Source organism: Acinetobacter sp. DL27, assembly GCF_055810995.1.
Genome location: NZ_CM147947.1, coordinates 1,097,856 through 1,110,572, shown reverse-complemented (window position 1 = coordinate 1,110,572; position 12,717 = coordinate 1,097,856). Strand labels below are relative to the sequence as shown.

Sequence of the window (12,717 nt, the reverse complement as noted above, 5' to 3'; positions counted from 1 at the left end):
TAAAATTGAAGAACTTCTCAGGTTTTAGCTTACCTGAAGAAGTGATTAAATCTGTTCTACAGTCCATTGACCTGCAACATTCACCAACTGGTGCGTTGCATACGGAAGTGTAGTTAAATCATCCTGCCCCAAAAGTTGAATCACGCTCATGCCTTGAGCACGCGTGTGTTCAATCGCTTGGATCAAATCTGTTTGGGTACCTTTGGGTGCAACCACAAGACTGTTTTGCTGAAAACGACCTGCACTAAGTGCATATAAGTCACAACTAAAGCCCGTTGCTGGACGTGCACGCCCAAAGTGCTCACCAATCCCGTCATAGCGTCCACCTTGTGCCAATGGCGCAGCACGGTTTGGTGCATAAACGGCATACATTAAGCCTGTATGGTAGTGATACGAACGTAGCTCAACCACATCAATACCCATCTGAAGATTTGGCCAACGCGCTTGAATCTCAGATTGTGTGGTTTTTAATGCATCAAAAGCTTGCTTAAATTCAGTATCGGCAATGACTTCTGCACTTAAATGCGTTTGCAAGGCAGCTAAGTCACTTGCATAACGACCTAAAGTATAAAAGTCTGCACCAAAATTTAAATCTTGGGTAAATTCTGCCAATTCTGGCAGAGCTTTACGTTGGTATAAATCAGAGAGTTGGCGTTCAGTCGCTTTGTTTAACCCCGCAAACTTCACCATACTACGGAATAAACCCACATGGCCTAAATCCAAATGGATACCGTCTACAAAACCTGTTTTTTCAAGCAGGCTGATCATCACATCAATCAATTCCACATCGGCATCGATGCTGTCTGAACCAAATAACTCGGCACCTAACTGCAAAGGTGTACGCGTGGTATTAAAGCCCTGTGGTTTGGTATGTAGGACTGTTCCTGCATAGCAATAGCGAGCAACGCCTTCAACTGGATGTACATGCGCATCAATACGAGCCACTTGTGGTGTCATATCGGCACGCACACCAAGCAAACGACCAGAAAGCTGGTCAATCACTTTAAAAGTGGCTAAGTCTAAATCTTGATTCGATTCTGATAGAGAAGATAACGATTCGATGTATTCAATGAATGGCGTGTACACCAACTGATAACCTCGAGTTGCGAGGAAATCTAATGCTTGACGACGCAAAGTTTCAATCACTTGCGCCTGTTCTGGTAGTACATCAGCTACACCATCAGGTAATAACCATGTCTCTGAAATGGGCATGTTGTAAACCTAAAATCTTGTCTGCGCGGAACGAATCCGCATAAAAAAATCGGGGCACACCCGATTTCTCTTAGTCTATCACGATACAATGTGCTGTGCATTAGACAATTTCGGAAAATTTAATTTATCGTTTCGATGTCATCGTTAACAACTTTATACATTCTTACCGATTTTGAGCGAGCCATTCAAAACATGGCTTTAGACAATGCCCAAGTATCAGAATCAATAATATTAACTCATCCTAGTGCTCTGCACAGATTGGAAAAATTCATATAAGACTTTGTTTTATATTTTATTTCCAATTATACCTATGCTTGCACAAAAGGCACATTCTTTTATACTTCAGCTCAATTTGACAGCAAAAATAAATACAACGGCGTTATACCGATAGCACTTTTAATCACATATTTTTTACTTGGGGAAAATTCGATGGAAATGCATAGCAACTTATATTACAAGCATGCAGATGCTCAAATCATGTCAAAGTTAGACCGATTATTTCAAGAACATCGCGGCGATGCGAGTCAATTTACAGCTTTAGTCTGTGACATCAATCCAGAACATGGTGCTGAACTGGCCGAAGATATTTTAAATACCGTCGATAATATCGAGTTTGACTTAGGTCCTGAATCACTATACTCCCTCGCGGGTTATTCCATCGCACACTTTGTCCATGGTTCATCAGGTGATGAGTTCATGGAAGCGATTTTATTCTTCCTGAAAGCCTTGCTTCCAGACATCCATGCGCAAGCATGGGGTTGCGGTGATGATGATCCTTGGGAGTTTTGGTTCAAATTTGAAGGTGATGAACTGGTTCGTGAAGATGATGAACCTCTAAATGATCCTGAAGAAGATGAAGAAATTAAAGCCAGTATTTATGCATGGTGGCACGCAGATCTACCTAAAGAAATTAAAGAAGGCTTTTTAAACGAAGAGTCATAACACCCTAAGCAGCATGACTAGAGTGCAAGTCTATCACTTTGAGTCATGCTGTCGCATTCACGGGCGATTTCGCTATCAACTTTTGAGCTACCAAATCGGCAATTCTGTGGTTTGTTTGATATTTTGCAACGGAATTTCTGTTTTAATACTTTGTATATTGGGGATTTTATTTAGACGATGGATTTGAAACTGTCGATAGGCGTCTAAGTCTGCAACCACAATACGTAAAAAAAAATCACAATCCCCTGCCATTAAATGACACTCGACCACTTCAGGAACTTCACGAATCGATTCAACAAATTGGTTCACCGTTTGCGGATCCTGACTTTTTAGCCAAATGCGTGCAAACACGGTCAATCTCAGATTCACTTTAACAGGATCAACCAAAGCCACATAAGCCCGAATAATTCCGTCTTCTTCTAGTTGTTTTACTCGTCTTAAACACGGTGAGGCAGACAGTCCAATGCGCTGAGCCAGCTCATTATTTTGAAGTTTTCCGTCGGTTTGTAGTACTTGCAATATCCGCTTATCTGTTTGATCCATAAATTCCATCCTTAAAGCATAATTTTGCTCAGACTTAACCAATCACAGCATATTATTCCAAACAATATCTATATTAAGCTAAATAAAGCAAAAAATATCTTCGGAAAAAGCCTAAACTTATTCACCTACTGCACCAAAACCTAGCACGCATAGGCGATTTTAAATGTTCTCCCTTAGAAATACGACTCAAGAACTCAATGACTCCACAGACTACGTCGAGTTTAAACGTGGTATTAAAACATCTATCCCCATGCTGCTGGGCATTATTCCTTTTGCTTTGGTCCTAGGAACACAAGCCACTCAAAAAGGCTTTAGCCATTTAGAAGTTCCATTATTTACTGGCCTAAACTTTGCGGGCGGTTCCGAGTTTGCCGTGCTCGAAGTCTGGACCAATCCACCAAATTTTCTCGTTTTAATTTTCATTACGTTCCTAGTCAATAGCCGTCATTTGCTCATGGGTGCAAGTCTCGTGCCCTATTTACGCCATTTGCCCAATCGACAGGTTTTCCCTGCCCTGTTTTTCATGTGTGATGAAAGTTGGGCCGCAGCGCTTGCCGATGCAGAAAAGAAGAAAAGATTTGGGCTACAACAGGCCTTTAGCATGTCCTACTACGCAGGTATCTGTTTTGCCCTGTACTTGATGTGGGTCAGTTTTACCAGCTTAGGCGCCATTCTTGGTCCTTTGCTAGGCGATGTTCACCGTTATGGGTTTGATATGGCCTTTGCTGCAGTATTTTTGGTTTTACTGCGTGGTATGTGTAAAGGCTTTAGCGCCGCACGCCCTTGGCTGGTTAGTCTCATTAGTGCAGCGATTGCTTATTTATATTTACCGACGGGTTGGTATGTGCCTATTGGGGCAATCTGTGGCATCGCCTCTGCTTTCTTATTTATTCAGGAGGATGAGCTATGATCCACAGCACAACACTTATCGCGATTTTATTGGTCGCAGCAACCACTTATCTGACGCGTATATTGGGCTATGTTTTGCTGAAAAATAAAACTTTAAGCAACAAACAACGAAAGATTTTGGAAGTTGTTCCGGGCTGCGTACTTATTTCAGTAATTGCACCTTATTTTGTCAAAGACAATGTCGCAGACCTACTCGCCATTGCCATCACTCTAATTGCAGCTTCACGCTTTTCACTCTTACCAACCGTCGTGATTAGTATGCTGAGCGCGGCATTATTACGTACCGTGCTCATCTAAACTTAATTTTTAGCGTTCTGGTTGTACGGCTTTAGCAAGAATATTCACCAACTCAGCGTTTTGTAGCTCAACTTTTTGCAACTTAGACGTGGTCTGTTCGATCACTTCCTGTTGCACATGCATCTTTTTTGCAAGATCTTGCATAATTTCCAAGGTCTTTTTTAAATTTTCTTCAAGATGATGTACTTTTTCTTGCAGCTGATTTTGTTCTACGCTTGGATCGGTTTTATCTGCCTGATTTTTAAATTGAAACCAAATTAAAAAAATGACAGCGACCGCCAACAACAAAATAAATCCCCAAATTAAGATCAACATAAGCACCGCTCTACATTATTTTCGTTTATGAATTCATGATAACCACAAGTCTGTATTCGGTCTATGCCTATCATCTTGTTTTCAGAGTAAAAGATGCTTAAAAATAAAGACCTTTAGGTAGTTGACGCACTAAAAGATTCACACAAATCTAATAAGCGGTTTGCATAGCCCCACTCATTGTCATACCACGCAAAGACTTTAGCTTGATGCCCCACCACCATGGTTTGCGTTAAATCAACAATAAGTGAATAGGGTGAATGATTAAAATCTGAAGACACCAAAGGTTCATCCGTCACATCCATAATTTCACGGTAGTCTGACTTCGCCGCCTGAATCAGTACTTCATTGATTTTATGATCGGTAATCGGAGTTTGTGAAATAAAAGTTAAATCAATCGCCGCCACATTAATGGTTGGCACACGAATCGAATAACCATCGATACGATCGGCCATTTTTGGCATAACTTGTTTTAAAGCACCAAGCGCTGATGATGTGGTGGGAATAATATTTTGACCTGAAGCACGAGCACGTCTTAAATCACGATGCGCATGATCCAATACAGACTGATCTGCAGTCACTGCATGAATTTCAGTCATCAGTGCAGTATCGATTCCAAAAGCATCATCAATGATTTTAACCAAAGGCACTAAGGCCTGTGTGGTACATGACACACTGGAAATGATTTGGTCACTGGCTTTGACCTCATGGTGATTCACCCCATACACAATTGCTGCATCAACTGAGTCAAAAGGTGCCGCGCCAATAATGACCCGCTTTGCACCTGCACTGATATGCCCTGTTGCAGCTTCACGCGAGCGAAATAAACCTGTGCACTCTAGAACCACGTCTACATGGAGACTTGCCCAAGGCAAATCTTGCGGATTTTCCTGACGCAAGACTTCAACTTTAAGTTGTGCTTGATTATTTGATAAATGCAGATAAATACGTTCATTTTCATAACTTAAATCGACTTTTCCCGGAAAGCGCCCATGCGTGGTGTCATATTTAAATAAATGCAATAAGGTTTCTACATCTGCTACATCATTTACCGCGACGATTTCAAACTGAAAGTTCTTTGGATTTTCAAACCAAGCGCGTAGTACATTACGTCCGATTCGACCAAATCCATTTATCGCCACTCGTTGCATGACTTGCCCTTATTTATAAAATGATGAAAGATAAGCAGGCTTATATTAATGGATTTATACAGATTTGGTTAAGCTTTCTTTTTCTATGACCCATCAGTGAAGATGATGAATATGAACCCTTAAGTCATAAATTGACCAGCCTGACCACCTCGCACTAATCAACTCATTTCCACGAAATGATATAAATATCCAACAATAACAAGCAAAATCTTAGAACTATCGAATACATAGAAATGTCATCAATTCGCCTTAAAGTGATTGGTGCAACATCCTTTTTCCGTTATAATTTGGCGTTTTAAAATTTTTAAGCCAGTATCTGAAGTCAGCGTATTTAGAATAAGACTTTCTTCAGCTACTATTAGCCAAATCGAAATTATGGAGTGACTTGGTTGTGAGTACTCGTTTTATGACATCAGCTGAAATTCGCGAAGCTTTTTTAAGCTACTTTGAATCGCAAGGGCATACACGTGTCGCGTCGAGTTCTCTAGTTCCCGCCAACGACCCTACTTTGTTGTTTACCAACGCGGGTATGAACCAATTTAAAGATTGTTTCTTAGGCCTAGAAAAACGTGATTATGTACGTGCAGTGTCTTCACAAAAGTGTGTCCGTGCAGGTGGTAAACACAACGACTTAGACAATGTCGGTTATACCGCACGTCACCATACCTTCTTTGAAATGTTAGGTAACTTCTCATTTGGCGACTACTTCAAACGTGATGCAATCAAATTTGCATGGGATTTTCTCACTGGTGAAGCTTGGTTAGCTCTGCCTAAAGACAAACTCTATGCAACGGTTTACCACACTGACGACGAAGCATTTGACATCTGGAACAAAGAAATTGGTTTAGATGCTAGCCGTATTATCCGTATTGGCGACAACAAAGGTGGCCAATACGCATCAGATAATTTCTGGGCAATGGGTGATACAGGTCCTTGTGGCCCATGTTCTGAAATCTTCTTTGACCATGGCGACCATATTTGGGGCGGCTTACCAGGCACACCTGAAGAAGATGGTGACCGTTTCATTGAAATTTGGAACAACGTTTTCATGCAGTTCAACCGTACTGCGGATGGCGTATTACACCCTCTTCCAGCACCTTCTGTTGATACTGGCATGGGCTTAGAGCGTATTTCTGCAGTTTTACAACACGTTAACTCAAACTACGAAATTGACCTGTTCCAACACTTACTCAAAGCAGCCGCTGAAATTATTGGTTTAGATACCGCTGCACTTGAAGCAGAAGCTCGCGAAAAAGGTACACCAGTTCAATATCCTGCATCACTTAAAGTGGTTGCAGATCACGCACGTTCATGTTCATTCCTGATTGCTGATGGTGTAAACCCATCAAATGAAGGCCGTGGTTATGTACTACGTCGTATTATTCGTCGTGCAGTTCGTCATGGTAACAAACTGGGTGCAACAGGCTCATTCTTCCATAAAATGTTGCAACCTTTAATTGAAGTGATGGGTCAAGCTTACCCAGAACTTGAAGCACAGAAAGTACGTATTGAAGCGCAATTACTGAAAGAAGAAGAACAATTTGCTAAAACTCTAGAGCAAGGTTTGAAATTGCTTGAAGGTGAATTGGCTCAACTGAAAGGTTCTGTGATTCCAGGTGAAGTGGTGTTTAAACTGTATGATACTTACGGTTTCCCAACTGACCTGACTGCTGACATCGCACGTGAACGCGATTTAACCATTGATGAAGCAGGCTTTGAAGTTGAAATGGCTGCGCAACGTCAACGTGCACGTGATGCTGGTAAATTCGCAATTGACTACAACTCTGTTGTTAAAGTTGAAGGCGAAACTCAGTTTGACGGCTATGATGCAACGGTTGGCGAAGGTCAAATTATCGCGATCTATAAAGATGGCGAACAAGTTGATGAAGTGGTTGAAGGTGATGAAGCCCTCATCGTACTGAACCAAACCCCGTTCTATGCAGAAAGCGGCGGTCAAATTGGTGACACGGGTATTTTCAAAAATGACACAGGTATTTTTGAAGTCCAAGACACCAAAAAATCGGGCGGCGCTTTTGTTCACCAAGGTATCGTCACTGTAGGTAGCATTAAGCTTGCTCAAAATGTTGAAGCAACAGTTAAAGCAGACATCCGCGCTGCAACTGCACGTAACCACTCTGCAACTCACCTTTTGCATGCTGCACTACGTCAAATTTTAGGCGAACACGTGCAACAAAAAGGCTCATTGGTTGCGTCAGACATCTTACGTTTTGACTTTGCCAACGATCAGCCTGTTTCGTTTGAACAACTTCAAGAAATTGAGCGTTTGGTCAATGCTGAAGTGATTGCAAATACAGCAGTAAGTACTGAACTTCTAGACATCGAATCTGCGAAAGCAAAAGGTGCGATGATGTTGTTCGGTGAAAAATATGGCGATGAAGTTCGTGTACTTTCAATGGGTTCAATCATTGAAGAGAAAAACTTCTCAATCGAGCTGTGCGGTGGTATTCACGTTAAACGTACAGGCGACATCGGCTTGTTTAAAATCACTTCTGAAGGTGGTGTAGCTGCGGGTGTACGTCGTATTGAAGCGGTAACAGGTACGAAAGCCATTGAAGTTACTCAAAAAGCCGACCGTGATATCAATACCATCAATGGTTTATTGAAAGCTCAAAAGGACCAAACTTTAGAAAAAGTTGAAGCCTTAGTCGACACAGCATCAAGCTTGCAAAAACAGATTGAGCAACTCAATCAAAAACTTGCCAGCTTCCAAGCTGCTGAACTGCTTAGCCAAGTTCAAACGCTTGCGGGTCGTCAAACGCTGATCACTACTGTTCAAAACATGGATGCGAAATCACTTCGCAACCTACATGACGGTGTGAAATCAAAATTAGAAAATGCAGTTATTGTACTTGCTGGTGTTGAAGGTGACAAAGTTAGCCTGATCGCCTCTGTAGCAAAAGACTTTACTGCTTCTATTAAAGCAGGTGACATCATCAAACATCTAGCAACTGAGCTCGGTGGTAAAGGTGGTGGCAAACCTGACTTAGCACAAGGTGGCGCGCCACTAAACGAGAAGTTTGCAACAGTGATGGCAGATTTAACTGCTTGGCTTGAAGCGAAATAAAACTTCACCTTTTGTGTAACTGACCCTGAATGATGCATTCAGGGTCATGGTTTATATGGAACAACTATGGCATTAATCGTTCAAAAATATGGCGGTACCTCTATGGGTACTCCAGAGCGCATTTTAAATGTTGCTCGTCGTGTAAAGCGTTGGCATGACCACGGCCACAAGGTTGTAGTGGTTGTATCAGCAATGAGTGGCGAAACCAATCGTCTACTTGCTTTAGCGAAAGCCATTACCGAAACCCCTGACCCACGAGAATTAGACCAAATGGTTTCTACGGGTGAACAGGTAACGATTTCAATGTTAGCAATGGCGCTCAATTCTATTGGCGTTGAAGCTAAGTCACTTACGGGTCGCCAAGTCGGTATCAAAACGGACAATGCGTTTACCAAAGCACGTATCGAGTCAATTGATACTGATACCATGACTGCACATTTAGATGCTGGTCGTGTGATCGTGGTTGCTGGTTTCCAAGGCTTCGATGCCGATGGTAACACTACCACCCTCGGCCGTGGCGGTTCAGATACTTCTGGTGTAGCACTTGCTGCGGCATTAAAAGCAGATGAATGCCAAATCTATACAGATGTAGATGGCGTTTATACCACTGACCCACGCGTTGCACCAAAAGCGAAAAAAGTAGACCGTATTTCATTTGAAGAAATGCTGGAAATGGCATCACTTGGTTCAAAAGTTCTACAAATTCGTTCGGTTGAATTTGCAGGAAAATACCAAGTGCCTTTACGCGTATTATCAAGTTTTGATAATGACGATGATGGCGCATTCGACGAAGAATTTAAAAAGAACGTCGGAACACTAATCACCACTGAGGCGGAAGACAACATGGAACAACCAATTATCTCTGGTATCGCATTTAACCGTGACGAAGCTAAACTTACGATTCTAGGTGTTCCTGATGAACCAGGTATTGCATCTAAAATTTTATCGCCTATTGGTAATGCCAACATTGAAGTGGATATGATTATCCAAAATGTTGAAGAAGATGGTACGACTGACTTCACCTTCACGGTAAACCGCGGCGAACTTGCAAAAGCAACAAAAATTCTTCAAGAAACGGCTCAAGCCATTGGTGCGCGCGAAGTTGCTACACGTGATGACATTGTTAAAGTGTCAATCGTAGGTGTTGGTATGCGCTCGCATGCAGGCGTTGCAAGTAAAATGTTTACTGCCCTAGCTGATGAAGGCATCAACATTTTGATGATCTCAACTTCAGAAATCAAAATTTCTGTGATTATTGAAGAAAACTACCTAGAACTTGCTGTACGTTCTCTACACACTGCTTTCGGTTTAGACCGTGAACATGGTGAATCAAGCGCACGTGCTTAAGCAATCTTGCGAAAAACTTGTCATTGTCTGACAGTTTTTGCAAAAGACTACAAAAATCAGAAGCCACTATAGTTTTTTCTATAGTGGCTCTGTTATATTAAGCCCGAGGCTTTCTTAAATTTAGATGAATGTTATACCTAATGTCACTAGATATCTAAAAATTCAAGTGTCATGCGGTTGTATTAAACATTTGTTTAAATTTTTTTAAATACAAAAAATTATGTATTTTACTTTAGTACAACTGCAGGTTTAGCGTTTTGCAAGGAGATAAACATGCTGATTTTGACCCGACGCGTCGGTGAAACATTAATGATTGGGGATCAAGTAAGTGTTACTGTACTTGGTGTCAAAGGCAACCAAGTTCGTATTGGTGTCAATGCTCCCAAAGAAGTATCTGTACATCGTGAAGAGATTTATCAACGCATTCAGCATGAACGTGCAATGCATGAACATCTTCAACATCTTGATCAGGATTACCAGCCTGCATTTGAAGATGAAGGTGCACAGCAGAATAATTTCAATCGTTAAGATTGAAACATTCAGATATAAAGCGGCCCGATTGGCCGCTTTAAATTTTTATACAGTCTATTTTTGCTCAAGTGCCTCAATCACTTTCTTTACAGGCCCAAAACTACGACGATGCTCGTCAATGACCCCATGTTCAGCAATCGCCTCAAAATGCGCTTTGGTTGGATAACCTTTGTGTTTGGCAAAACCAAATTGAGGATATTTTCGATCCATCTCAATCATTTGATGGTCACGTGTCACTTTGGCCAAAATACTTGCTGCTGAGATTTCAGCATGCAAAGCATCACCACCCACAATTGCCTCACAACTCATGCTTAAGCCTTGTGGAATTTTATTACCATCAACCAAGACATGTTCGGGCTGTATTGCAAGCTGTTCAACCGCGCGGCGCATCGCAAGCAAAGATGCTTGTAAAATGTTGATCTCATCAATTTCAGCAGCACTCGCCTCAGCAATCGCCCATGCCAATGCTTTTTCCTTAATTTCGACAAAAAGTTTTTCACGTTTTTTTTCGGTCAGTTTTTTGGAATCATTCAACCCTTGTATCGGGTTATTCGGGTCTAGAATTACCGCAGCAGCGACCACTGAACCCACTAAAGGGCCGCGCCCTGCCTCATCTGCACCTGCAATTTGCATTTTCTACTCTCATAAAAAATGGCTGATCAACAGCCATTTTAAAAACTTAACAATTTATTCGGCTTAGTTTAGCATTTCAGAGGCGCATGTGGCTGTTGTTTTTGTTGCGGCTAAAGCGCCATAGGTTGCCTTTGCTTTGGGATCAATTGCCGCCAAAGCCAACTGCTCTTTAGACAATACTTTGGGAGAGTTATCACCTACACAGTTACATACTTCACGTTTTTTCTTTTGTTTTTGGTCTTCTGATAACAGCTTACTGCCCATGATCCATGTCGGATTAGTTTCGATTTCATCCATACATTTTGCATGTGAGGCCATTTTAATAGCCGAGATTCCATCATCATCTGAGCTAGATAAAGGATTCGACACACACGCGGAAAGCATAAGCGAGCCAAACAAACAGAGAATTAACTTATCATTCTTCATACAGATACACCCTTTGTTGTAAAAGAAATCAGGCTTCAATTGTTATTATTCACATCAATATAAAAGATAAACACCAAAAAGTACAAAAAAACCGCAAAGAAGCGAGGCATGTCCCCCCGCTTCTTTGATATATCACAACTTAATTCACCGCTTCAGCCACACATGCATTGATGGTTTTGGTCACAGCATTGCTAATAATGGTTGTACGCGCTGCAGGGTCAATGGCCGCTGTTGCCACATCGACAGCGGTAATATTTTGTGGGGCTTTCTCACTGACACAACCACAAATTTCGGTTTGAATATCGGTTTTTTGATCAGCCGTCATAAATTTGGTTGCTGTTTTCCATGCTGGTAGATTATTCAACTCAGTCGTACATTTTGCATTAATGGCAATTTTAAGCGCCGCTGTACCCAGTTGTTGCGTGGTGGTCGTCGTATTATTGGTCGTTGCCATATCAGTCGTTGTACAAGCCGAAAGGATCAAAGCCAAAGGAGCAAGCACTGCAATCATTTTTTTCACGGAGTTATCCATTTATAACAGTTAAAGTGCGCGTATTTTGCCGAATCTTTGCTATTTACGGAAACACTATTTCCATGCCATTTTAATATCTTTCGCTTATTGCACAGTTTTAGATCAGTCATGCGCCATTGGTCTGTGCAGCGTTGCAGAATATCAACGCTATGTTGCATCTACTACATTTTTGACCTATCTATAGTTCTATAAAATAGCGCAACATAAAAATGGATGTGAATCTAATGAACTCGGCAAATACCCATTACACGCGTACTGCTCAAATCCTGCATTGGCTCATGGCAATTATCTTTATTGCTGCTTGGTTGATTGGTTTTTATAGCGGAAACTTCCTCAGCTATGATGCTGACGGTAGCTTTAAAGGGGATGTCATTACCTTACATAAGAACATTGCAACCACGATTATCTTTCTGGTAGTGATTCGTATCTTTTGGCGTTATACCCACCCTGCACCCAAACTTCCAGACAGTATGTCACCGTTCATGCAAAAAATGGCACACCTCGGTCATTTGGCTTTATATTTCATTTTGTTGGCTTTGCCAATTACTGGCTGTTTATTTAGCTGGAGTGCTGGGCACCCTGCGCCTGTATTGTACCTTTTTGAAATTCCCCGTTTAGTACAAGATAACCCTGAATTACTCGCGATCGTAAAACCTTTACATATCTGGATTTCATGGGCAGCTGGATTGCTGTTAGTAGGGCATATTGCAGCAGCACTGAAACACCACTTTATTGATAAAGATAATGTGTTAAATAGCATGACCAAACAAGCAAAGTAAGACCAAGTTTAATTAGCC

14 protein-coding genes are annotated in these 12,717 nt (G+C 41.5%); 7 read left to right on the top strand and 7 right to left on the bottom strand.

The genetic code is table 11. The features are described 5' to 3' along the window. Positions 1–45: 45 nt before the first annotated feature. Positions 46–1,212, bottom strand: coding sequence for an ATP phosphoribosyltransferase regulatory subunit (locus tag AC0KVP_RS05360; RefSeq protein ID WP_473339488.1), 1,167 nt, complete (start codon positions 1,210–1,212; stop codon positions 46–48). Positions 1,213–1,641: 429 nt separating this feature from the next. On the opposite strand from AC0KVP_RS05360, the gene AC0KVP_RS05355 reads away from it, so the two are divergent. Continuing rightward, on the top strand, positions 1,642–2,154 hold the full coding sequence (locus tag AC0KVP_RS05355; RefSeq protein ID WP_201702871.1) for a hypothetical protein: 513 nt from the start codon (positions 1,642–1,644) through the stop codon (positions 2,152–2,154). Between the two features lie 87 nt (positions 2,155–2,241). Here the strand turns inward: AC0KVP_RS05355 and AC0KVP_RS05350 are convergent, their stop codons facing one another. Further along, positions 2,242–2,697 (bottom strand): Lrp/AsnC family transcriptional regulator, encoded by a 456-nt coding sequence (locus tag AC0KVP_RS05350; RefSeq protein WP_473339486.1) that lies wholly within the window; start codon positions 2,695–2,697, stop codon positions 2,242–2,244. 163 nt (positions 2,698–2,860) lie between these two features. Between AC0KVP_RS05350 and AC0KVP_RS05345 the strand changes: the two genes are divergently transcribed. After that, on the top strand, positions 2,861–3,607 hold the full coding sequence (locus AC0KVP_RS05345) for an AzlC family ABC transporter permease (RefSeq protein WP_473339483.1): 747 nt from the start codon (positions 2,861–2,863) through the stop codon (positions 3,605–3,607). Beyond that, complete coding sequence (locus AC0KVP_RS05340; protein WP_005400577.1) at positions 3,604–3,903, top strand: AzlD family protein; 300 nt, start codon at positions 3,604–3,606, stop codon at positions 3,901–3,903. The genes AC0KVP_RS05345 and AC0KVP_RS05340 overlap by 4 nt, the downstream gene beginning before the upstream one ends. A gap of 9 nt (positions 3,904–3,912) precedes the next feature. On the opposite strand, the gene AC0KVP_RS05335 is transcribed toward AC0KVP_RS05340, so the two are convergent. Both AC0KVP_RS05335 and gap read right to left on the bottom strand, forming a co-directional pair. Beyond that, entirely contained in the window at positions 3,913–4,218 is a 306-nt protein-coding gene (locus AC0KVP_RS05335) for a hypothetical protein (RefSeq protein WP_126037229.1), read from the bottom strand. A 113-nt stretch (positions 4,219–4,331) separates the two neighbouring features. Next, positions 4,332–5,366, bottom strand: coding sequence for a type I glyceraldehyde-3-phosphate dehydrogenase (gene gap, locus AC0KVP_RS05330; protein WP_473339480.1), 1,035 nt, complete (start codon positions 5,364–5,366; stop codon positions 4,332–4,334). A 391-nt stretch (positions 5,367–5,757) separates the two neighbouring features. Here gap and alaS point away from each other — a divergent pair, with 391 nt between their 5' ends. From alaS to csrA, 3 genes are all read left to right on the top strand, one after another. Then, positions 5,758–8,451, top strand: a complete 2,694-nt coding sequence (alaS, locus tag AC0KVP_RS05325) for an alanine--tRNA ligase (protein ID WP_473339478.1) — start codon at positions 5,758–5,760, stop codon at positions 8,449–8,451. Positions 8,452–8,517: 66 nt separating this feature from the next. Then, positions 8,518–9,798, top strand: coding sequence for an aspartate kinase (locus AC0KVP_RS05320; RefSeq protein ID WP_005400573.1), 1,281 nt, complete (start codon positions 8,518–8,520; stop codon positions 9,796–9,798). Between the two features lie 273 nt (positions 9,799–10,071). Further along, positions 10,072–10,326, top strand: a complete 255-nt coding sequence (csrA, locus tag AC0KVP_RS05315) for a carbon storage regulator CsrA (RefSeq protein WP_004982340.1) — start codon at positions 10,072–10,074, stop codon at positions 10,324–10,326. Positions 10,327–10,383: 57 nt separating this feature from the next. On the opposite strand, the gene rnhB is transcribed toward csrA, so the two are convergent. The 3 genes from rnhB to AC0KVP_RS05300 form a co-directional block, all read right to left on the bottom strand. Further along, positions 10,384–10,962, bottom strand: coding sequence for a ribonuclease HII (gene rnhB, locus AC0KVP_RS05310; RefSeq protein WP_473339474.1), 579 nt, complete (start codon positions 10,960–10,962; stop codon positions 10,384–10,386). Between the two features lie 63 nt (positions 10,963–11,025). Continuing rightward, positions 11,026–11,388 (bottom strand): hypothetical protein, encoded by a 363-nt coding sequence (locus AC0KVP_RS05305; protein WP_004696154.1) that lies wholly within the window; start codon positions 11,386–11,388, stop codon positions 11,026–11,028. A gap of 139 nt (positions 11,389–11,527) precedes the next feature. Continuing rightward, positions 11,528–11,908: a hypothetical protein gene (locus AC0KVP_RS05300; RefSeq protein ID WP_473339472.1), complete on the bottom strand. Its 381-nt coding sequence runs from the start codon at positions 11,906–11,908 to the stop codon at positions 11,528–11,530. A 236-nt stretch (positions 11,909–12,144) separates the two neighbouring features. Between AC0KVP_RS05300 and AC0KVP_RS05295 the strand changes: the two genes are divergently transcribed. Next, on the top strand, positions 12,145–12,699 hold the full coding sequence (locus tag AC0KVP_RS05295) for a cytochrome b (RefSeq protein WP_159152877.1): 555 nt from the start codon (positions 12,145–12,147) through the stop codon (positions 12,697–12,699). Positions 12,700–12,717 lie beyond the last annotated feature (18 nt).